19 protein-coding genes are annotated in these 20,467 nt (G+C 65.9%); 9 read left to right on the top strand and 10 right to left on the bottom strand.

Features of this window, described 5'->3' with window-relative positions; genetic code table 11:
- Window positions 1–66: 66 nt before the first annotated feature.
- From AC58D2_RS18565 to AC58D2_RS18550, 4 genes are all read left to right on the top strand, one after another.
- A complete protein-coding gene (locus tag AC58D2_RS18565) occupies window positions 67–1,353 on the top strand; it encodes a pyruvate dehydrogenase complex dihydrolipoamide acetyltransferase (RefSeq protein ID WP_497392573.1) in 1,287 nt (428 codons plus the stop codon).
- A 4-nt stretch (window positions 1,354–1,357) separates the two neighbouring features.
- A complete protein-coding gene (locus AC58D2_RS18560; RefSeq protein WP_497392572.1) occupies window positions 1,358–1,786 on the top strand; it encodes a hypothetical protein in 429 nt (142 codons plus the stop codon).
- Window positions 1,783–3,195 (top strand): dihydrolipoyl dehydrogenase, encoded by a 1,413-nt coding sequence (gene lpdA, locus AC58D2_RS18555; protein ID WP_497392571.1) that lies wholly within the window; start codon window positions 1,783–1,785, stop codon window positions 3,193–3,195. Before AC58D2_RS18560 ends, lpdA begins: the two co-directional genes overlap by 4 nt.
- Before the next feature lie 230 nt (window positions 3,196–3,425).
- A complete protein-coding gene (locus tag AC58D2_RS18550; RefSeq protein WP_497392570.1) occupies window positions 3,426–4,070 on the top strand; it encodes a phosphatase PAP2 family protein in 645 nt (214 codons plus the stop codon).
- Here AC58D2_RS18550 and AC58D2_RS18545 read toward each other — a convergent pair.
- Window positions 4,016–4,486 (bottom strand): GFA family protein, encoded by a 471-nt coding sequence (locus tag AC58D2_RS18545; RefSeq protein WP_497392569.1) that lies wholly within the window; start codon window positions 4,484–4,486, stop codon window positions 4,016–4,018. The two genes, AC58D2_RS18550 and AC58D2_RS18545, sit on opposite strands and share 55 nt — an antisense overlap.
- 137 nt (window positions 4,487–4,623) lie before the next feature.
- Between AC58D2_RS18545 and AC58D2_RS18540 the strand changes: the two genes are divergently transcribed.
- Entirely contained in the window at window positions 4,624–5,946 is a 1,323-nt protein-coding gene (locus tag AC58D2_RS18540) for a Xaa-Pro dipeptidase (protein WP_497392568.1), read from the top strand.
- A 153-nt stretch (window positions 5,947–6,099) separates the two neighbouring features.
- Here AC58D2_RS18540 and AC58D2_RS18535 read toward each other — a convergent pair whose 3' ends face one another.
- Window positions 6,100–6,879 carry a tyrosine-protein phosphatase gene (locus AC58D2_RS18535; RefSeq protein WP_497392567.1) on the bottom strand — a complete coding sequence of 260 codons (780 nt, stop codon included), beginning with the start codon at window positions 6,877–6,879 and terminating at the stop codon, window positions 6,100–6,102.
- Between the two features lie 2 nt (window positions 6,880–6,881).
- A complete protein-coding gene (locus tag AC58D2_RS18530; RefSeq protein WP_497392566.1) occupies window positions 6,882–7,685 on the bottom strand; it encodes a crotonase/enoyl-CoA hydratase family protein in 804 nt (267 codons plus the stop codon).
- A gap of 52 nt (window positions 7,686–7,737) precedes the next feature.
- Between AC58D2_RS18530 and AC58D2_RS18525 the strand changes: the two genes are divergently transcribed.
- Together AC58D2_RS18525 and AC58D2_RS18520 are read left to right on the top strand one after the other, a co-directional pair.
- Window positions 7,738–8,877: an acyl-CoA dehydrogenase family protein gene (locus tag AC58D2_RS18525; RefSeq protein ID WP_497392565.1), complete on the top strand. Its 1,140-nt coding sequence runs from the start codon at window positions 7,738–7,740 to the stop codon at window positions 8,875–8,877.
- Window positions 8,874–9,593, top strand: coding sequence for an acyl-CoA dehydrogenase family protein (locus AC58D2_RS18520; RefSeq protein ID WP_497392564.1), 720 nt, complete (start codon window positions 8,874–8,876; stop codon window positions 9,591–9,593). Before AC58D2_RS18525 ends, AC58D2_RS18520 begins: the two co-directional genes overlap by 4 nt.
- Before the next feature lie 4 nt (window positions 9,594–9,597).
- On the opposite strand, the gene AC58D2_RS18515 is transcribed toward AC58D2_RS18520, so the two are convergent.
- A complete protein-coding gene (locus AC58D2_RS18515) occupies window positions 9,598–10,728 on the bottom strand; it encodes a CaiB/BaiF CoA transferase family protein (protein WP_497392563.1) in 1,131 nt (376 codons plus the stop codon).
- 95 nt (window positions 10,729–10,823) lie between these two features.
- On the opposite strand from AC58D2_RS18515, the gene AC58D2_RS18510 reads away from it, so the two are divergent.
- Entirely contained in the window at window positions 10,824–12,233 is a 1,410-nt protein-coding gene (locus AC58D2_RS18510; RefSeq protein WP_497392562.1) for an alkaline phosphatase PhoX, read from the top strand.
- A 112-nt stretch (window positions 12,234–12,345) separates the two neighbouring features.
- Here AC58D2_RS18510 and AC58D2_RS18505 read toward each other — a convergent pair whose 3' ends face one another.
- The 5 genes from AC58D2_RS18505 to AC58D2_RS18485 form a co-directional block, all read right to left on the bottom strand.
- Entirely contained in the window at window positions 12,346–13,596 is a 1,251-nt protein-coding gene (locus AC58D2_RS18505; RefSeq protein ID WP_497392561.1) for an acetyl-CoA C-acetyltransferase, read from the bottom strand.
- A gap of 91 nt (window positions 13,597–13,687) precedes the next feature.
- Window positions 13,688–14,470, bottom strand: a complete 783-nt coding sequence (locus AC58D2_RS18500) for an SDR family NAD(P)-dependent oxidoreductase (RefSeq protein WP_497392560.1) — start codon at window positions 14,468–14,470, stop codon at window positions 13,688–13,690.
- Window positions 14,471–14,481: 11 nt separating this feature from the next.
- A complete protein-coding gene (locus tag AC58D2_RS18495; protein WP_497392559.1) occupies window positions 14,482–15,687 on the bottom strand; it encodes an acyl-CoA dehydrogenase family protein in 1,206 nt (401 codons plus the stop codon).
- Entirely contained in the window at window positions 15,684–16,778 is a 1,095-nt protein-coding gene (locus AC58D2_RS18490; RefSeq protein WP_497392558.1) for an acyl-CoA dehydrogenase family protein, read from the bottom strand. The genes AC58D2_RS18495 and AC58D2_RS18490 overlap by 4 nt, the downstream gene beginning before the upstream one ends.
- A gap of 97 nt (window positions 16,779–16,875) precedes the next feature.
- Entirely contained in the window at window positions 16,876–18,060 is a 1,185-nt protein-coding gene (locus AC58D2_RS18485) for an acyl-CoA dehydrogenase family protein (RefSeq protein WP_497392557.1), read from the bottom strand.
- A gap of 123 nt (window positions 18,061–18,183) precedes the next feature.
- Here AC58D2_RS18485 and AC58D2_RS18480 point away from each other — a divergent pair, with 123 nt between their 5' ends.
- Window positions 18,184–19,164, top strand: a complete 981-nt coding sequence (locus AC58D2_RS18480) for an NAD(P)H-dependent flavin oxidoreductase (RefSeq protein WP_497392556.1) — start codon at window positions 18,184–18,186, stop codon at window positions 19,162–19,164.
- A gap of 208 nt (window positions 19,165–19,372) precedes the next feature.
- Here the strand turns inward: AC58D2_RS18480 and AC58D2_RS18475 are convergent, their stop codons facing one another.
- Window positions 19,373–20,071: a hypothetical protein gene (locus AC58D2_RS18475; protein ID WP_497392555.1), complete on the bottom strand. Its 699-nt coding sequence runs from the start codon at window positions 20,069–20,071 to the stop codon at window positions 19,373–19,375.
- Window positions 20,072–20,467 lie beyond the last annotated feature (396 nt).

The following is a 20,467-nucleotide window of genomic DNA, read 5'->3' as shown; positions in this document are numbered from 1 at the left end:
CTTATGGCGAGGGGGAATCCGTAGCGGCACACCAAGCCTCCCCAAGTGACAGGAACCAAAAGCCCGATGCCCATCGAACTCAAAATGCCCGCCCTTTCGCCGACGATGGAGGAGGGCACGCTCGCCAAATGGCTCGTCAAGGAAGGCGACAGCGTCCAGTCGGGCGACCTGCTCGCCGAGATCGAGACCGACAAGGCGACGATGGAGTTCGAAGCGGTCGACGAAGGCACCATCGCGCAGATCGTCGTTCCCGAAGGCACCGACAATGTGAAGGTCGGCACGGTGATTGCCGTCATCGCGGGCGAGGACGAGGATGCCGGCGCGGCCAAGGCGGCGCCGACGCCGGCGGCAAGCCCTGCACCCGCACCGGCACCTGCCGAAACGAAGGCGGACGCTCCCAAGGCGGCTCCGGCTCCGGCTCCGTCCCCCGCACCGGCCCCCGCGGCGACGGGCGAGCGCATCAAGGCCAGCCCGCTGGCCAGGCGGCTCGCCGCCGAGCAGGGGATCGACCTGAAGGCGCTGACCGGCAGCGGTCCCGGCGGCCGCATCGTCAAGGCCGATCTCGAGGGCGCGCCGACGGGGGCAGCGGCCCCGGCACCCGCGGCGAGTGCCGCGCCCGCCCCGGCGCCCGCTCCCGCCTCGTCGCAGCCCTTCGAGACGGATATCCCGCACAGCGCGGACAAGCTCAGCAATATGCGCAAGACGATCGCGCGCCGCCTGACCGAGGCGAAACAGACCATCCCGCACATCTATCTGACGGTCGATATCCAGCTCGACAAGCTGCTGAAGCTGCGCGGCGAACTCAACGCCGCGCTCGAGCCGCAGGGCGTCAAGCTCAGCGTCAACGACCTGCTGATCAAGGCGCTCGCCAAGTCGTTGATCCAGGTCCCCAAGTGCAACGTCAGCTTCGCGGGCGACCAGCTCATCAGCTACGAGCGCGCCGATATCTCGGTCGCGGTCAGCGTTCCTGCCGGTCTGATCACGCCGATCATCACCGGCGCCGATGCAAAGTCGGTGAGCAAGATTTCGACCGAGATGAAAGAACTTGCCGGCCGGGCCAAGGACGGCAAGCTGCAACCGCACGAATATCAGGGCGGCACCGCCAGCATCAGCAACATGGGCATGTTCGGTATCAAGCAGTTCGACGCGGTGATCAATCCGCCGCAGGGCATGATCATGGCGATCGGGGCCGGCGAAAAGCGCCCCTATGTCGTCGACGACGCGCTCGCGATCGCGACCGTCATGTCGGCAACGGGCAGCTTCGACCACCGCGCGATCGACGGCGCCGACGGCGCGCAGCTGATGCAGGCGTTCAAGCAGATCGTCGAAAATCCGCTGGGACTGGTGGCCTGATCGCGTGACAGCGCGAAAGGCGCCCTTCATCGTCCGTGCCCTGCGCCGCGTCCTGCTTCCGGCGGTCGTGGCGGGGGTGCTGTCGAACCTTGCCGTCTATCGCATGCTGGGCGCCGAAGGCGCGCTGACCGACTGGAAATCGACCGGGGTCATGGCGGCGATCGCGCTCGTCGGCCTGCTGACCGGCGGTTGGGCGGCCTTGCGCATCGCCGAGCGGCTGCCGCTGCCCGCGGCGGGGCGGCTCGCGCTGTTCGAGGGGGCGGCGATCGTCACCGGCGGACTGCTCGCGCTCGCGATCGCCAACATGATCGTCGACGAGGGGCAGCTTGGTTACATGAAATATGGGCTCGCCGCCGGCGCGGTCGGCGGGCTCGTCTGGATCCTGATCAATTTCGACCTGGCCGCGGCGCCGGGCAATAGGAGATATTCGTGAGCGATACCTACGACCTCATCGTCCTCGGCTCGGGACCCGGCGGCTATGTCGCGGCGATCCGCGGTGCGCAATTGGGCCTGAAGACCGCGATCGTCGAGCGCGAGAATCTGGGCGGCATCTGCCTCAACTGGGGCTGTATTCCGACGAAAGCACTGCTGCGCTCGGCCGAAATCTATCATTATATGCAGCATGCCAAGGATTACGGCCTCGCCGCGGCGAGCATCAGCGCCGATCTCGAGGCCGTCGTGAAGCGGTCGCGCGGCGTCGCGAAGCAGCTCAACCAGGGCGTCACGCACCTGATGAAGAAGAACAAGATCGCGGTCCATATGGGTGACGGCAAGCTCGTCGCGCCCGGCAAGCTCGAGGTGAAGGGCGAGAAGGGGACGGAGACTCTGGTCGCCAAACATATCATCGTCGCGACCGGCGCGCGCGCGCGCGACCTGCCCTTCGCGCCCGCCGACGGCAAGCGCATCTGGACCTATCGCCACGCGATGACCCCGCCCGAGATGCCGAAAAAGCTGCTCGTCATCGGATCGGGGGCGATCGGGATCGAATTCGCGAGCTTCTACAACGACATGGGCGCCGAAGTGACCGTGGTCGAAATGCTCGACCGCATCGTTCCGGTCGAGGACGCCGACGTGTCGACGTTCCTTGAAAAATCCCTGAAAAAACAGGGCATGACGATCCTGACCGGCGCCGGCGTCGAGGAATTGAAAGCGACGGCGAACGGCGTATCGGCCAAGATCAAGACAAAGGACGGCAAGGTCCAGGCGGGCGAATACAGCCATGCGATCGTCGCGATCGGCATTGTCCCGAACACCGAGGGCGTCGGGCTCGATGCGCTGAAGGTCAAGACCACCAAGGGGCATATCGACACCGATCCCTATTGCCGCACCAACGTCCCGGGCCTGTGGGCGATCGGCGACGTCACCGCGCCGCCCTGGCTCGCGCACAAGGCGAGTCACGAGGGGGTCATCGCGGCAGAGGCCATCGCGAAGGAACTGGGCAACAAGGACGCGCATCCGCACCCGATGGACGCACGGAATATCCCGGGTTGCACCTATTGCCACCCCCAGATCGCGAGCGTCGGCCTGACCGAAGCGAAGGCGAAGGAAGCGGGCTATCAGGTGAAGGTCGGCAATTTCCCCTTCATCGGCAACGGCAAGGCGATCGCGCTTGGCGAGGTCGAGGGCTTCGTGAAGACGGTATTCGACGCGAAGACCGGCGAACTGCTCGGCGCGCATATGGTCGGTGCCGAAGTCACCGAAATGATCCAGGGATATACCGTCGGCAAGACCGCCGAACTGGTCGAAGAAGACTTCATGCACACGGTCTATCCGCACCCGACGATCAGCGAGACGATGCACGAAGCGGTGCTCGGCGCCTATGGACGCGCGCTCCACATCTGAAGGCGCCTCGTTCGCCGTCAAGTGGAAGATATCGGTTCGCACAAAGGCACGAAGCCTCAAAGAAAGGAAACCCTGACCCGTTCGTGCTGAGCTTGTCGAAGCACTGTCCTTTCTTATGCCGTCAAAAGGAAGAACGGCCCTTCGACAAGCTCGGGGCGAACGGTTTGGATGCGTCTTCGTGGCCTCGTGTCTTTGTTCGAACCCCATATCCCGATCGGAGGATTCGGCCCATGACCTGTCGCACACGCCTTGTCGCCGCTGCCCTCCTCGTCCTCGCCTCGCTCTGGCTCGGTTTCGGCGTCCGCGCGGGGTTCGCGTCGGATGCCGATACGAACCTGTCGCTCCTGCTCGCCTTGCGGTCCGGCGAAACCGGCAAGGCGCTGATCGTCTTCATGCAGGGGATCAGCTGGCTCGGCGGCGGGGTTCCGCGGTGGGCGCTCGCCTTGGTCCTCGCCGCGTGGCTCTGGCGCGCCGCCGGGCGGCGGCCCGCGCTGCTGCTCGTCGGCACGGCGGTTGTCGCCAACCTCGCGTCCAGCCTGCTCAAGACCGTCTTTGACCGCCCGCGCCCTAACCTGATCCCGCATCTCGACCATGTATCGAGCTGGTCCTATCCCAGCGGCCATGCGACCAGCGTCGCCGCGATCGCGCTGGGATTCGCCCTGTTGGCGCCACCGGCCTGGCGCCGCGCGGCGGGATGGGCGGCGGCGGCCGCGATTCTACTGACCGCCCTGTCGCGGGTGATGCTCGGCGTCCACTGGCCGAGCGACGTGCTCGGTGGTATCCTGCTCGGCGCGGGCACGGCGCTGGCGATCGCCGGATGTCAGCGGCGCGGCCGTGCGCCCCGCTCGGCGAATTCGGCGATCAGCGAACCATAATCTTCCATGGCCGGGAATTCGGCAAAACCATGCCTGGCGCCGGTTTTCGCCCACGGCAGCGCTTCGCTCGTATAGCTTTCGATATAGGGTTCGAACCAGTCGAAGTCGTCCAGCATCGACGGGCGGACGTTGACGAAGCCCAGGGCGGGCTCGATCTCGGTGAAGACCCAGCTCTTGCAGCGGTCGCAATGGCGATGATGGATCTGTTCGCCGTGCAGCCCGCCGGTGACCGGCTCGCCCTTCGTCACGCGAAAGCCGTCCTCGGGGATTGCCATCGACAGCGAAAAGGCGCTCGCGCTCATTTTCTGACAGCCGGTACAATGACACGCCATCGTGATCATCGGGGGCTTGTCTATTTCGAATCGCAGCGCGCCGCAGCGACACCCGCCTGTCCACGGGAGGTTCCAGTCATCCATCGGCCATTCTCCTCCAGACTCACGTCGCCTGCCTTGTAGCGCGCCGCACCCCGTGACGAAACCGGCCGTGTTTTCGCTGTCCTGCGCCTCCGGAATTTGCCATCAGGTCGAAGGGCAATCGAAAGGGGGCGCGCGTCATGCAATCCAGAGAAAAGTTCGGTAGTTTTCTGCGCGGAATCGCAATCGGCACAGCGGCACTTCTGGCCGCCGGAGCAGCGTCGGCAGACGAGCCTGCCGCAGCGCAGACGACGGTGATCACGGCCGCGCATATGCTCGATGTGCAGAGCGGCAAGACGGTCGACTATCCGGCGATCTTCGTTGGAGCCGACGGCCGCATCACCGGCATTGCCGACGCGCGCACGGTGCGCTGGGGCGCCGATGTTCATCATGTCGACCTTGGCGATCGGACCTTGCTTCCCGGATTGATCGACATGCACGTCCACCTGACCTCGCTCGCCGAAGTCGGCGGGTATCAGGCGCTTCGCTATACCGACAGTTTCTGGACCGTCGTCGGCGTCGCCAACGCCCGGAAGACTCTCGACGCGGGCTTCACCACCGTTCGCAACGTCGGATCGGCCGATTTCGAGGATGTCGGGCTCAAGCAGGCGATCGAGGGCGGCTATGTGCCGGGGCCGCGGATCATCCCCGCGGGCTGGGCGATCGGCGCAACCGGCGGACATTGCGACAATGGCGGTCTGCCGCCGTCGATGGACCGCAAGGAGCCGTCGGTGATCGACAGCCCCGAAGAGGCACGGGCGAAGGTGCGCTGGTTGCACAAATATGGCGCGCGGGTGATCAAGATCTGCGCGACCGGCGGGGTTTTCTCACTCGGCGACAGCGTCGGTGCCCAGCAATTGACGCTCGATGAGATGAAGGCGATCGCGGACGAGGCGCATATGCTGGGGCTCAAGGTCGCGGCGCACGCGCACGGCGACGACGGCATCAGGACCGCGATCCTCGCCGGGATCGACACGATCGAGCATTGCAGCCTCGCGAGCGATGCGGCGATCAAGCTCGCGGTCGAACACGGGACCTGGTTCGACATGGATATCTACAATGACGATTATATCCTCGCGACGGGGACCGCGAACGGCACCGAGCAGGAAAGCCTCGACAAGGAAAAGGCGATCGGCCTCGCGCAGCGCCAGACCTTTCGGCGCGCCGTAAAGGCGGGGGTCAAGCTGCTGTTCGGGACCGACGCCGGCGTCTACCCGCACGGCGACAATGGCAAGCAGTTCGCCAAGATGGTCGAATGGGGCATGACCCCGCTCCAGGCGATCCGTGCCGCGACGGTCAGCGGCGCCGAGGCGCTCGACATGACCGGCGACATCGGCGCAATCGCGGTGGGGCGCTACGCCGACATCATCGCCGTCGACGGCGACCCGCTGGCCGACGTGACCCGGCTTCAGCATGTCACCGCGGTGGTGAAGGGCGGGGTGCTGGTGAAGGACGCGAACTAGGGTCGGGCTCTGGCGCCTGATCGTCTTCGATGGCGCGCCTGTGAAGGTCGGTGTGTCCCCGCGAAGGCGGGGACCCATCTCCTACCGATGCAAGACGGAACCGTCGGACGATGGGCTCCGGCTTTCGCGGGACCACACGGGATCATTCAGTTTCTAGACCACCAACCGGTCGATCAGCGCCTCGTGCATCGCGGGCGTGAAATTCAGAACCGCCTCGGCATAGCCGGCTATGTCGCCGTGGTCGCGGCGTACCGTGGCCAGCGCGGCGTCGAGATAGATCGGGTTCACCGACATCAGCGCGCGAATCGCGTCGTCCTTGATCTCGGCGCCATAGCGGCCGCGGATATGGGCGGCGCCCTGTTCGATGCGTTTCTCGATCTTGCCCGCGGTGTTGGTGAGCAGATAATCGTGCATCAGGTCATCCTCGTGGACGCCTAGCAGGCGGTGGACGATCGCGACGGCAAAACCGGTGCGGTCCTTGCCCGCGACGCAGTGGACCAGGCTGGGCGCGTCATATTCGGCAAGCGCCGCCAGATAGAGCCGCAGCGTTGCGACCAGCGCCGGGCGATAGGGCATGCCCGCATAGGTATCGACCATCCGCGCCCGCGCGGTTTCGACATCGATCGCGCCGCCCGCGGCCTGCAGGTGCGGAGCCAGCCCCGCGGTAATTCCGCCTGCGAACAAGACCCGTCCGGCAAAATTCTCGCTCCTGCGGCACGGATGGATTTCGCGCTCATCGTCGCCGCGCAGGTCGATGATCGTCTCGATCCCCAGCGCGTCGATCGCGGCGAGATCGTCGTCGGCCGCCTCGACATGGTGCGCCGACCGCCACAACATGCCGTCGCGCAGCCGCCCGCCGCCTTCCACCGCATATCCGCCATAGTCGCGGAAATTATGGACGCCCGACAGGGGCAGGACACGATCGGCGGCCATCGTCATTCTCCCGTAAAGACCGGCGGACGCTTTTCGACGAAGGCATTGATCGCCTCGCGGTTGTCCGCGGTTTCGTGAACGATCGCCTGATAGGCGGCGCTGAGTTCCAGGATGTCGCTCATCCGGCTGTGCTGCGCCTCGCGCAGCAGCCGCTTGGTCAGGCGCAGCGCGCGCGGCGGGTTGCATGTGATGCGTTCGGCGATGGCGATCGCGCGGTCGAGGAGTTGATCGTCGGGAACGACCTCGGTGACAAGGCCATAATCCTTCGCCGTCTGCGCATCGAAGCGGTCGCCGGTCAGGAACAGTTCGGCGGCGCGGGGATAGCCGAGCACGCGCTGCAGAAGCCAGGCGCCCCCGTCGCCGGGAACGATCCCGACCTTGATGAAACTGCACGCGAATTTGGCGCTTTCGGCCGCAATGCGAATATCGCAGGTGCAGGCGAGGTCGCAGCCGAGCCCGATCGCATGGCCGTTGACCGCGGCGATCATCGGAATCTCGCAGTCCATCAGCGCCCGGATCACCGCCTGAACGCCGCGGCGATAATTGGCGCGGGTCGAATCGGGCTGGTCGAGCACGCCGATACCCTTGCGCTCCTGCATCGATTTCAGATTGCCCCCGGCGCTGAATGCCTTGCCGCTGCCGGTCAGGATGATCGCGCTGACGCCGCGGTCCTCGCCAAGCGTGCGCAGCGTATCGATGACGTCGTCGCAGTCGGCATGGGTACCGATCGCATTCATGCTCTCGGGCTTCGCCATCGTCAGGATCGCGATCTTGTCCCGCCGCTCGACACTCAGAAAGTCACCCATCGTCCAAATCATCCTTTTCAGTTTCGAAAAGCTATTGCATGGCTGGCGCGACATGCAAGGCTTTGCACTCTATCCCTTCGACCCGCCGGGCGATATCCCGGCGCTGCGCGACGATCTGCGCCGTTGGCTGTCCGATTACCAGCCGCAAGGCGACATCGTCCGCCGTGCCAATTGCTGGGCCAGTTTCGACGCCGATTTCAGCCGTGCGCTGGGGCAGGCCGGCTATATCGGTATGACGCTGCCGGCGCGCTATGGCGGCGGCGACCGGCATCCGCTCGAACGCTATGTCGTGATCGAGGAACTGCTCGCGGCGGGCGCGCCCGTCGGGGCGCACTGGATCGCCGACCGGCAGACCGGACCGCTGATCCTGCGCTATGGCAGCGAGGCGCAGCGCGAACGCTATCTGCCGGGTATCGCGCGCGGCGAGCTGTACGCCTGCATCGGCCTGTCCGAACCCGGCGCGGGGTCCGATCTCGCCGCGGTGCGAACCACCGCGCGCGAAACGCCCGACGGTTGGCGGATCAATGGCCAGAAGATATGGACCACGGGCGCGCATCTGTCGCACATCATGCTGGCGCTGGTCCGGACCGAAGAGGGGAGCGAGCGAAACGCGGGGCTCAGCCAGCTTCTGATCGATCTCGATACGCCTGGGGTCACGGTCCGCCCGATCATCGACATGGCGGGGCACCATGATTTCAACGAAGTGTTCTTTGACGATGTGCTCGTCCCGCACGGTGCCCTCGTCGGCGAGCGCGGGCAGGGGTGGAGGCAGGTGACGGCCGAACTGGGGCTCGAACGCTCGGGCCCCGAACGCTATCTGTCGAGCCATGCGCTTCTGGTCGCCCTGGTCGATGCGGCTGGCCCCGACCCCGATCCGGCGGTCGCGGAGCTGATCGGCGAACTCACGTCCGAGATGTGGACACTGCGCCAGCTGTCGATGTCGACCGCGGCAAAGCTCGCTGCGGGGGAGGATCCGATGGTCGAGGCGTCGGTGGTGAAGGAACTCGGCAATGGATTCGAACAGGATATGCCGCGCCGCGTTCAGGCGATCGTGGCATGCGGGTGGGACGACGATAACGACCTCGCGCGTTTGCTCCGCGCGCTGCTTATCGCCTCGCCCAGTTTTTCGCTGCGCGGCGGGACGCGCGAAGTGATCCGGGGCATCATCGCCCGGGGGCTGGGTCTGCGATGAGCGGTGCGCGCGAAATGCTGTGCGATACGGCGCGCGCCGTGTTTGCCGAGGCGGCCGAGACGGCGATGGCACCGGTCGAGGCGGCGGGGTTCGACCTGCTGCTGGTCGGCGAAGCGAACGGCGGCTTTGGCGGCGATTGGGGCGACGTCAACGCGGTGCTTCGCATCGCGGGCGTGATGGTGCCCGACCTGCCCGTCGCCGCGCATATCCTGTCGGGTCTGGGCGGAGCGCCCGAAGCGTTGCACGCCGCGGCGACGGTCGGACTGATGGCGGGCGCGATGGGGCGGGCGCTTGCGCTGTCGATCGATCATGTGAACACGCGCCAGCAGTTCGGCCGCCCGCTCGGCAAGTTCCAGGCCGTCCAGCAGTCGTTGGCGGTGCTGGCGTGCGAGGTTGCGGCGGTCGACGCGGCGGCGGCGGCGATGGCGGCTCGGCTCGATGCCACCGGGATCGATGCCGAAGCCGCCGACTTCGAAATTGCGGCCGCGAAGCTGCGCGCCAATCGCGCCGTGGGCGTCGTGACGGCGCTGGCGCACCAGGTGCACGGCGCGATCGGCTTCACCGCCGAATATGATCTCCACCGCGCGACGGTGCCGTTGATGCGCTGGCGATCGGAGCACGGCAACGACAGCTTTTGGGCGGCGAAGCTGGGCCGCCAGGTTGCCGGCGCGGGCGGTCGCGGCCTGTGGGAAAGCCTGACCGCCCGCGCCGTCTGACCGGTCAGCGCACCGCGCCGCCGTCGCGCAGTGCCGCTAGCTTCGCCGCGTCGTAGCCAAGGCCTGCCAGAATCGTCTCGGCGTCGGCGCCGACCGCGGGAGGCTGCCGCGGGGTGTCGTTGACCGTCGCCGAATAGCGCGGAGCCGGGGCGGGCTGGACCGCCCCGCCGACTTCGACGAAGGTCTGGCGCTCGACATTATGCGGATGCTGCGGCGCCTCCGCGAGCGAGAGCACCGGCGCGAAGCAGACGTCGGTCATTTCCATGAGCGCGCACCATTCGTCGCGGGTCTTCGTCGCGAACAATGTCGTGAGCTTGTCCTTGAGCGGCCCCCATTGCGCCGGATCGAGCTGTGCGTCGAAATCCGGGTCGGCGTCGAGGCCGGTCTTTTCGCGCAGCAGCGCATAGAATTGCGGTTCGATCGACCCGATCGAGATGAACTTGCCGTCGGCGCAGGCATAGGTGTCATAGAAATGTGCGCCGCCATCGAGCATGTTGACCCCGGCCTCGTCCTTCAGCCGGCCCATCGCCCGGAACCCCCAGGTCATGCCGGCAAGCAGCGCCGAGCCGTCGGTCATCGCGCAGTCGATCACCTGACCCTCGCCGCTCCTGGCTGCGTGGAGCAGCGCGCTGGCCATTCCAAAGGCGAGCATCATCCCGCCGCCGCCGAAATCGCCGACATAATTGACCGGCGGAACCGGCTTTTCCCCCGCACGTCCGATGCCGTGCAGCACGCCCGACAGCGAGATATAATTGATGTCGTGCCCGGCGGCCTGTGCATAGGGGCCGAACTGGCCCCAGCCGGTCATGCGGCCATAGACGAGCCGGGGATTGTCGGCGAGCAGCACGTCGGGACCGAGCCCGAGCCGCTCCATCACGCCGGGACGATAGCCCTCGATGATCCCGTCGGCGCTCTTGCACAGGTCGCGCGCGACCTGCACCGCATCGGGATTCTTCATGTCGAGCGCGATCGAGGTGCGGCCGCGCGAGAGCGGGTCGCGCGGGTCCATGAACCCGCCGGGGCGATCGATGCGGATCACCTCGGCGCCGTGGTCGGCGAGCATCATGCCGCAGAACGGGCCGGGGCCGATCCCGGCGAATTCGATGATCCTGATGCCCTTGAGCGGTCCCGTCATATCCTGTCTCCCTTGCTGGCCGTGCGGCCCGGTGAATGTTGCACTTTCGTGCCGGTGAACTTCAAAATGCCTTCGAACTGTCAAACTGCCGCAGCGTGACTGTCACCCGGCGGCTCTATGCGCGCGGCAGGCAATCGCTGCCCGGAGCCCGCCCGCCGATGACCCATGCGATCGACCGCCGCCGCTTTGCACAGGGCCTGGTTGCGAGCGCCTTCGCCGGGCTCGCGCTGCACAGTCGCGAGGTGTCGGCGCATATGCTCGCCGAAGAGAGCCGCTACGGCGCGGTGCTGGCCGATCCCGCCGAGCTGCTCGACCTGCCGCCGGGTTTTTCCTACCGCATCCTGTCGCAGTTCGGCGAGACGATGGACGACGGGTACCGCGTTCCCAACAGCGCCGACGGCATGGGTTGCACCATGCTTCCCGACGGCCGGCTGTGCCTGATGCGCAACCATGAACTCGATCCCGACGCCGGCGAAGACGGACCTTTCGGCAGCGACGACGCCTGTCCCGACGCGTTCGACCGCTGTCGGAACGCGGCGCTGCCCGGCGGCGTATCGGCGTTGATCCTCGACCCCGACACGCTGGCGCTCGAGGCCCAATATCTCGCGCTTGCCGGCACGATCCGCAACTGTTCGGGCGGGATGACCCCGTGGGGCAGCTGGCTGAGCTGCGAGGAAGATGTCTCGCGCGGCGGAGGAAAGCTCGAACAGGATCATGGCTGGGTGTTCGAGGTGCCGGTCGCGTCCGGCGGGCTCGTTCAGGCCGAGCCGCTGCGTGCGATGGGGCGCTTCAACCATGAAGCCGCGGTGTGCGACCCGCGTTCGGGTGCGATCTACATGACCGAGGATCGGCACGAGAGCCTGTTCTATCGCTTCCTGCCGACCGAACCGGGTGCGCTTCGCAAGGGCGGGCGGTTGCAGGCACTGGCCTTTGCCTCGGGGCTCGACGACACGCGCAACTGGTCGCGGCCCAAGCTGGCGGCGGGGGACTGGCACGCGGTGCGCTGGATCGACCTTGACGAGGTCGAGAGCCCGCGCGACGACCTTCGCAAGCGCGGCGCGCGCGCCGGCGCCGCCGTGTTCGCGCGCGGCGAAGGGATCCACGGCGGCGACAGCGAGATCTATTTCACCTGCACGTCGGGCGGGCCCGCGCGGCGCGGACAGATCATGCGCTATCGTCCCTCGCCGGCCGAAGGGCGGGAGGGTGAGACCGTCGCGCCCGGTCGCTTGCAGCTCTTCCTCGAATCGACCGACCCCGACCATTTCAGCTTCGGCGACAATCTGACCGTTGCGCCGAACGGCGATTTGATCGTGTGCGAGGATCGTCGCGGGTCGCGTCCCGACAACTGGCTGCGCGGCGTCACGCCGGACGGCAGCGTCTATCCCTTCGCCCGCGTGGCGGCGCAGACCAAATGCGCCGGGGTTTGCTTCGCGCCGGACGGCAAGACGTTGTTTCTCAACCTCTACAGCCCGGCGCGAACGATCGCGATCCGCGGTCCCTTTTAACCAGTTCCCCCTCCCGTTTGCGGGAGGGGTTTGGGGAGGGCATGTCGGTTGAAGCGCGCGCCGAACAGGCCCACCCCCGACCCCTCCCGCCGGCGGGAGGGGAGAATATGAATCAGACACGCTCGATGATGATCGCCGGCGCCATGCCGCCCGCGGCGCACATGGTGACGAGGCCGTAGCGGCCGCCCGAACGCTCGAGCTCGTCGAGCGCGGTGCCGATCAGGATCGAGCCGGTCGCGCCGATCGGGTGGCCGAGCGCCATCGCACCGCCGTTGATGTTGACCTTGTCGCGGGGCAGGTCGAGGTCGCGGATGAACTTCTCGGCGACGACCGAAAAGGCTTCGTTGATTTCCCAGACGTCGATATCGTCCTTGGTCAGCCCGGCCTTTTCGAGCACCTTCTTCGCCGCCGGCACCGGGGCGTTGAGCATCAGGGTCGGATCGTCGCCGATATTGGCATAGGCAACGACGCGCGCGCGGGGTTTCAGGCCATGCTTGTCGGCATAATCCTTCGACGTCAGCAGCACCGCGGCGGCGCCGTCGACCACCCCCGATGAATTGCCGGCATGGTGGAAATGCTGGATCTCGAGGTCGGGATAGCGGCGGTTGATCTGCTTCCTGAAGGTGAAGCCGTCGCCCATGTCGAAATCGGCGAGGCCGGCAAAGCTGGGCTTCAGCGCGGCGAGGCCCTCGGCAGTGGTTTCGGGACGCGGAAATTCCTCGCGGTCGAGCGCGACGCTGCCGTCGGGGTTGAGGACCGGGACGACCGATTTGTCGAAGCGGCCTTCCTTGATCGCCCGGTCGGCGCGCTGCTGGCTGACGAGCGCGAGCGCGTCGAGCGCCTCGCGGCTGATGCCTTCGATTGTCGCGATCGCGTCGCCGCAGATGCCCTGGTGCGATTGCGGGTGCAGTTCGTCGAGCGCTTCGTGGCCCGATCCCATCAGGCGCGGCGGCAGCCCGGCGTTCGCCTGCTCGGCGGCATAGGCGCTCGTGTAGCTCATCATCTCGGTCCCGCCGGCGATGACGCAGTCTTCCATGCCGCTCATCACGCTCGCTGCGGCGAAATTGACCGAGCTGATGCCGCCGCCGCAGAAGCGGTCGAGCGTCGTTCCCGACGCCTTGGTGTCATAGCCCGCCGACAGCGCCGCCATGCGGCCGAGGTCGCCGCCCTGCTTGCCGTTCTGCGATGAGGTCGACCAGACGATGTCGTCGACCGTCGCGGTGTCGAGATGATTGCGGTCGCGGATCGCGGCCAGCACCGTCGCGGCGAGATGCTGCGGGTGGAGGTGCGACAGCGCACCCTTGCCGGGCTTGCCGATCCCGCGGGGCGTACGGACGGCGTCGATGATATAGGCTTCGGCCATGATGGGTTCCTTTTCAGAAAGAAGAAATGACGGATTTTAGGGGTTTTGAACTTTGCTCCGCCCACGAACGGCGGAGCGGGAGGGCCATGATCTAACGGGGCGCCATGCGGATCGCGCCGTCGAGGCGGACGGCCTGGCCGTTGAAATAGGTATTGCGGACCATCTCCATCGCGAGGCTCGCATATTCTTCGGCCTTGCCGAGCCGCTTGGGGAAGGGGACCGAGGCCTCCAGGCTTTCCTTGACCTTCGGGTTCATATTGCCGAGCAGCGGCGTGCCGAAGACGCCCGGCATGATCGAATTGACGCGGATGCCGAGGTCCATCAGGTCGCGCGCCATCGGCAGCACGAGCCCGTTCACGCCGGCTTTCGCCGAGCCATAGATGACCTGGCCGATCTGGGCGTCCTGCGCCGCGACCGAGGCGGTGAAGACGATCGCGCCGCGCTCGCCATCTTCCATCTCGGGAAGCGTCGCCATGCCTTCGGCGGCGATCGAGCCGATGCGGTAGCTCGCGGTCAATATGCCCGCGACGCCATATTCATAATCTTCGGTCGGGGTGCGGCGGTATTTGCCGGTTTCCTTGTCGAAGGCGAGCGTCTTGCCGCGGCGCGAGGTCATCGCGCAATGGACCGCGATCCGTTCCTGACCATGCGCCGCGCGCGCCTTGGCAAAGCCGTCCACGACCGATTGTTCGTCGGTGATATCGACATGGACGAACAGTCCGCCGATCGACTTCGCCACCTCTTCGCCGAGGGCGTCGTTGATGTCGAAAATGGCGACCTTCACCCCGGCGGCGGCGAGTGCTTCGGCGGTCGCGCGGCCGAGGCCGGAAGCGCCGCCGGTCACGACGGCGGCGGTGGTGGAATCGATCTTCATGGGGAAGCTCCTCAGGCGGGAATCTGGTTGAAGGGGATGCCCTTGTCGGGGCGGTGATCCTGCGGCAGGCCGAGGATGCGTTCGGCGATGGTGTTGAGCAGCGTTTCGTCCGATCCGCCCGCGATGCGGCCCGTCGGCGCATTGATCCAGCTCGACGCCCAGTCATCCTTTGGCGAGGCATGTTCGTCGAAGGCGAAGGCGGCATTGCCCTGAAGGTCGAGCGCGAGCTCGGACAGCTTCTGGCGCGAGCGCACCGCGACGAGCTTGTTGAGCGAACCCTCCGCCCCCGGCGTCATGCCTGCCTGCATCATCAGCCGCGCGCGCCGATTGATCGAGTCGAGACCGGCGCGCATCGCGTGGTTGCGCGCGATCTGCTGGCGGATACGACCGTCCTCGATCGCCGGCTTGCCATTGAGTTGCACGTCCTTGGCCAGTTCGATGAACAGGTCGAGGTGCGGGCCGAAGCCGGCGCTGTCGGTCGCGACATAGCGTTCGATCATCAATGTTGCGATCGCGACCCCGAAGCCGCCGCCGACCGGCGACATGCGATGGTCGTCACTGATCTTGACATCGTCGAAGAAGACCTCGTTAACGTGGCTGTCGCCGCCGGCGAGCTTGATCGGGCGGACGGTGACTCCCGGCGCCTTCATGTCGACCCAGAAATAGGTCAGGCCCTTGTGCTTCGCGACCGTCGGGTCGGTGCGCACGACGATGACGCCGTAGTCGGAATATTGCGCCCAGCTCGTCCAGACTTTCTGCCCGTTGATCTTCCAGCCGTTGCCGTCGGTCTCGGCGCGCGTGCGCAGCCCGGCAAGGTCGGTGCCGCCCGAGGGTTCGGAAAAGAGCTGGCACCAGATTTCCTCGCCCTGCAACGCCTTGAGCACGCGCTCGCGCACGAATTCGCGGTCGCTGCCGAACTGCATCAGCACCGGGATCGGCATGCCGAGCGAGATGCCGAAATAGACGTTCGGAAAGCCGTGCTTCATCTCCTCGCCCTCGAAGGTGATCTTTTCGAGGTGGCCGAGGCCCTGGCCGCCGAGGTCGGTCGGCCAGTTGATGCCGGCATATCCCGCATCGAACTTGGCCTTCTGATAGCGGCGGCCGAGCGCAAGATCGTCTTCGACCGACAGGCCCTTGCGCGCGGCCTTGCCGAACGTGGGCACCATCGATTCGCACCAGGCGGCGGCTTTCGCGCGATAGGCTTCCAGATCGGTCATGCGGCTTCTCCTGACAGGCGGTCGACGAGGACATCTTCCCAGAACAGGCTGCTGCCCTGTTCGATCGCGAGACTGCGCGCGCGCCGCATATGGAGGTGCAGGCCGATCTCCCACGTCACGCCGATGCCGCCGTGGATCTGGACGCAGTCACGCGCCGCCGTGTCATAGGCGTCGGTCGCCGACAGGCGGGCGGCGGCGGCGGCGGTGATGAAGTCGCTCTGACCTTCGCGCGCCGCCGCGTGGATACAGTTCGCGCGTGCCAGCTCGACGAGGCCATAGAGTTCGGCGATGCGGTGCTTGATCGACTGAAAGGCGCCGATCGGCTGGCCGAACGCCTTGCGCGTCACCGCATAATCGCGCGCGATCTCCATCAGCGCCTCGGCGCCGCCGGTCTGTTCGTGCGCCGTGACGACCGCCTGCAGCGCGATGATGTGCAGCGCCGCCTCGCGGGCTGCGCTGCCGACGACCAGCGTCTCGGCGGGGGTGCCGTCGAAATGCAGGTCGGCGATGCAGCGGCTGTTGTCAAAACTCGGCACTGCGACCCGTTCGACCTTGTCGAGCTCGACGATGGCAAGGGCCGGCATGCCCGGTCCGTTGGCGAGTACCACCGCGACGTCGGCGGCCAGGCCCCCCGTGACGCCGATCTTCCGCCCGTCCAGACGATCGCCGGTCAGCGTCACGCCGGGATGCTGCGGCAGGGCGTCGGCGCCGCAGGCGAACGCGACCGCGCCGATCGTCTCACCGCTTGCCAGCCCGGGCAGCCACCGGCTCCTTTGCGCATCGGTGCCATAGAGTTCGATCGCCTTCGCGGCACCAAAGCCCGACGTCAGAAAAGGCGCACCGCTCAGCGTGCGGCCCGCCTGATGCGCGATCAGGCCCAGTTCGACCAGGCCAAGCGCAAGCCCGCCATAGGCTTCGGGAAGGGCGAGGGCGGTCCAGCCCTGTTCCTTGGCCGTGGTCCAGAATCCGTGATGATATTCGCCGGTCGCCTCGAGCAACGGAAGCAGATCATCCTTGTCCATCCGCGCCTCCAGGACGCGCCGCGACTCGGTCGCGATCGCCTCCTGGCCTTCGTCGTACAAAATCGACATGCGATTCCTCACCCTTGATAATTTCGCTCCATCATCCCGACGTTAACGTAAACGTCAAGTGACTTTGACGCTACGGATCGAGCGAGCGGATCGCGGCTCAGGCCTGCGCACCCTTCCAGTCGCGCTTGATCTTCTTGGCGAGGCTCCATTTATGGACCTCGGTCGGGCCGTCGTAGATGCGGAAGGCACGAACTTCGCGGAACACCTGTTCGACGATCGTCTTGTCGGTGACGCCGGTGCCGCCCATCACCTGGACGCAGCGGTCGGCGATGCGCATCAGCGCTTCGGACACCGCGACCTTCGCCATCGAGCTTTCGGCGGTGCCGAGCGATCCGGTGTCGAGCACGCCCGCGCACCAGTCGATCATCAGCTCGGCCTGTTTGATGTCGATCAGATTGTCGGCCAGCATGAACCCGACGCCTTCGTGATCGACCAGCGGCTTGCCGAACGCATGGCGGCGGTTCGCATAGTCGGTCGCGATCTCGTTCGCGCGGATGCATGCCCCCAGCCAGCGCATGCAGTGCGACAGGCGGGCGGGGGACAGGCGGACCTGCGCATATTTGAAGCCTTCGCCGGCTTCGCCGAGCATCTGGTCGGCGGGAACGCGAAGGTTATCGATCACTACGGTCGCATGGCCGCCCGGCATCGAACTGTCGATCGTGTTCGGGACATGCTCGATGCGGATCGCAGGGTTGGGCAGGTCGACCAGAAACATGCACGCGCCGCCGCCCTGGGCGACGTCCTCGGCCTTGGCCATGACGATGCCGACGCCGGCCCCTTCGGCGCCGGTGATGAAGCATTTGCGGCCGTTGACGACCCAGTGGTTGCCGTCGAGGTGGCAGGTCGTCCGCATCATCGACGGGTCCGATCCCGCGCCGCCGTCTTCGGCGGGTTCGGTCATGAAAAAGGCCGATCGCGTCCGGCCCGCGACCAGCGGATCGAGGAAGCGCGCCTTGAGGTCGGCGCTCCCGACCTTGCCGAGCAGGTACATATTGCCCTCGTCGGGCGCCATCGTGTTGCATGCCAGCGGACCGAGCGGGGAGAGGCCGCTCGCGATCAGGACGATCGCCGTCTCGCGCTGGTTGAGGTGGCTGCCGTCGTCCAGGATATGCGGGGTCAGCACCCCGGCAGCCCGCGCGCGCTCGCGCATCTCCATCACCAGTTCGTCGGTCGGCGCGCCATGATGGTCGCGGCGCGCGTCGCTTTCATAGGGAACGACCTGTTCGCGGACGAAAGCCTCGACCCGGTCGGCGATGGAACGGGCGCGGTCGGAGATGGTCATGCGATTCCCTTCGTTACCTAACTATCGCACCGACTCAACCCGACGTTGACGTAAGCGTCAAGTTAATTCATGGGCAATGGCGACGCTGCCGTAAGGGCAAGGATAGCAGGGAAGGGACCGAGCATGGCATTCAGGACGCGGATCACACAGATGCTGGAGATCGAGCATCCGATCGTGCAGGGCGGGATGCAGAGCGTGGGCTATGCCGAGCTGGCGAGCGCGGTGTCGAACGCGGGCGGTCTCGGCATATTGACCGCGCTGACCCAGCCGAGCCCCGAGGCGCTGCGCGACGAGATCGAGCGCTGCCGCGGCATGACCGGCAAGCCCTTCGGCGTGAACATGACCGTCTTCCCGACGATCAACGCCCCCGATTACAAGGCTTATGCGCAGGCGATCATCGACGGCGGGGTGAAGATCGTCGAGACCGCGGGGACGCAGGCGGTGCGCGAGATCTGGGAGATGTTGAAGCCCCACGGCGTCACCATCCTGCACAAATGCACCGCGGTGCGCCACGCGCTCTCGGCCGAGCGCGCGGGCTGCGACATCATCTCGATCGACGGCTTCGAATGCGCGGGCCATCCGGGCGAGGACGACATTCCGGGACTGATCCTGATCCCCGCCGCGGCCGACAAGGTGAAGATCCCGATGCTCGCGAGCGGCGGCTTCGGCGACGGGCGCGGCCTCGTCGCGGCGCTCTCCCTCGGCGCGGAGGGGATCAACATGGGCACGCGCTTTTGCGCCACGCAGGAAGCGCCGATCCACGACAATGTGAAACAGGCCTATATCGACAATGACGAGCGCGGCAGCTTCCTGATCTTCCGCAATTTCAAGAACACCGCACGCGTCGGCAGGAGCGCGGTCAGCGAAGAAGTGGTGCGCCGCCTGTCGCAGCCCGATGCAAAGTTCGAGGATGTCCAGCCGCTCGTCGCGGGTGCCGCGGGGCGCGAACTGCTCGAAACGGGCGATCTGTCGAAGGGCGTCTTCTGGGCCGGTATGGTCCAGGGCCTGATCCACGACATCCCCACCTGCGGGCAACTCATCGACCGCATCATCGCCGACGCCGAAGCGATCATCGACGAGCGCCTCGCCGGGATGCGGGCGTAAGAGACAGGCGATACCATCCTTTGCGAGATGGCCGATTGTGACCGGACGTGGACCTTTACCTCATCGTCATCCCGGCGCAGGGCACCAATTTCCATTGCTCTCTACAGTACGATATCGCTTCTTATGTTACGCCGCCACGCCTCTCCCCAACGTGTATAGGGCAGCTTAGGGGTGGGAGGCGGACGGCAGATAACGATTGAAACGCGGTTCAGTATGGTTCCTCGAATGTCCGGCCCGAGAGAGCCAGTGCAAAATCGCCAAACTCCCGGACGGGCCCTTCTTGAGGTGACCAGCGATTAACAAAATGGTAGCCGTTGCGATCGACGCCTTCTACGATCCATCGGCTACCGTCGAGCCCGCCATTGCAATCGGTAGCTCGCTGTTCGAGGACTTTTGTCGCGGATAAAATAGCGTCGAGCTTTGCTATTTCGATAGCCGAAAGCGGGCGCGTCGCTTCCCGTTCGACGATGCCGGGCTCATAACCACCCGCGCCGGACAGTTGTTTGGCAACCAATTGAGCCTCTTGGCCGGAACGTTCTATGCGAACGATCACCGGATGATGAAAACTAGGCAACCAGGTAAAGCGCAGAGTCGACGTTCCGGACGTGGCGGGAGCACGAGATCGCTCGTACAGCGAAGGCTCACCAGCGGCGTCCCAATGGCGGGGGTACCAGTCGTTTTCGACTTTACTGATCGTGGCGAAGCACTCCGGATAGCCTTTGAAGTCGCAGACCTGTGCCGGCTTTCCGAAGGAGTCGGGGAAATACCTCTTGCCTGCCCCCGAAAGTTTGATTGCCACATTATTGCCCGGCAGTACGACACAGCGGCGATCAATTGCTGGCGTCGCGTCATTTCCGGAACCGCAGCTTGCCAAGACGAATGCGAGGACGATCGAAGCTGCTCTCATGCTTCGATTTCTATAGATGAAAAATCCCGCTTCAAGCTCTATTGCGGGAGAGAGAAGCGAACGCCCGCTTCCCACCCCAAAGCGGACATCCGCCGCAAAAACCGCTGTCCTACATGGCTCCGCTGTGCCAGCCTTCGTTTCGGCTCTCTCGGCAGGGGGATAAAGGCGATCACGATTTACGGATACGAACGCGACCCATCGGCGGCTCCACAAGGCTGAACTTTACTGAACTTTGCAACGCCGCCGCCGTCCCGGCTCGCGATAACCGAAGACGGCAAGGACAACAGGCACCCCAAAGCCGCCTTGCCCGTCGAACGCCATGATTACTGAAAGAAATGCCCCGCCGGTTTCCCGGCGGGGCAGTAGGGGGAGGTGGTGTCGGGGACCGGCCCGTTG

This window comes from Sphingopyxis sp. CR5 (assembly GCF_059693785.1).
Note: the sequence above shows the minus strand (reverse complement) of the source record. Positions and strands in the feature narration are given on the sequence as shown.

Excerpts from the sequence above, each read along its gene's own strand:
- AC58D2_RS18540 (WP_497392568.1), top strand. The coding sequence starts at position 4,624 with ATGCAATCCAGAGAAAAGTTCGGTAGTTTTCTGCGCGGAATCGCAATC.
- AC58D2_RS18530 (WP_497392566.1), bottom strand. The coding sequence starts at position 7,685 with ATGGGTGACTTTCTGAGTGTCGAGCGGCGGGACAAGATCGCGATCCTG.
- AC58D2_RS18535 (WP_497392567.1), bottom strand. The coding sequence starts at position 6,879 with ATGGCCGCCGATCGTGTCCTGCCCCTGTCGGGCGTCCATAATTTCCGC.
- AC58D2_RS18500 (WP_497392560.1), bottom strand. The coding sequence starts at position 14,470 with ATGAAGATCGATTCCACCACCGCCGCCGTCGTGACCGGCGGCGCTTCC.
- AC58D2_RS18565 (WP_497392573.1), top strand. The coding sequence starts at position 67 with ATGCCCATCGAACTCAAAATGCCCGCCCTTTCGCCGACGATGGAGGAG.
- AC58D2_RS18475 (WP_497392555.1), bottom strand. The coding sequence starts at position 20,071 with ATGAGAGCAGCTTCGATCGTCCTCGCATTCGTCTTGGCAAGCTGCGGT.
- AC58D2_RS18525 (WP_497392565.1), top strand. The coding sequence starts at position 7,738 with ATGCAAGGCTTTGCACTCTATCCCTTCGACCCGCCGGGCGATATCCCG.
- AC58D2_RS18490 (WP_497392558.1), bottom strand. The coding sequence starts at position 16,778 with ATGTCGATTTTGTACGACGAAGGCCAGGAGGCGATCGCGACCGAGTCG.
- AC58D2_RS18485 (WP_497392557.1), bottom strand. The coding sequence starts at position 18,060 with ATGACCATCTCCGACCGCGCCCGTTCCATCGCCGACCGGGTCGAGGCT.
- AC58D2_RS18550 (WP_497392570.1), top strand. The coding sequence starts at position 3,426 with ATGACCTGTCGCACACGCCTTGTCGCCGCTGCCCTCCTCGTCCTCGCC.
- AC58D2_RS18545 (WP_497392569.1), bottom strand. The coding sequence starts at position 4,486 with ATGGATGACTGGAACCTCCCGTGGACAGGCGGGTGTCGCTGCGGCGCG.
- AC58D2_RS18515 (WP_497392563.1), bottom strand. The coding sequence starts at position 10,728 with ATGACGGGACCGCTCAAGGGCATCAGGATCATCGAATTCGCCGGGATC.
- AC58D2_RS18505 (WP_497392561.1), bottom strand. The coding sequence starts at position 13,596 with ATGGCCGAAGCCTATATCATCGACGCCGTCCGTACGCCCCGCGGGATC.
- AC58D2_RS18520 (WP_497392564.1), top strand. The coding sequence starts at position 8,874 with ATGAGCGGTGCGCGCGAAATGCTGTGCGATACGGCGCGCGCCGTGTTT.
- AC58D2_RS18495 (WP_497392559.1), bottom strand. The coding sequence starts at position 15,687 with ATGACCGATCTGGAAGCCTATCGCGCGAAAGCCGCCGCCTGGTGCGAA.
- AC58D2_RS18480 (WP_497392556.1), top strand. The coding sequence starts at position 18,184 with ATGGCATTCAGGACGCGGATCACACAGATGCTGGAGATCGAGCATCCG.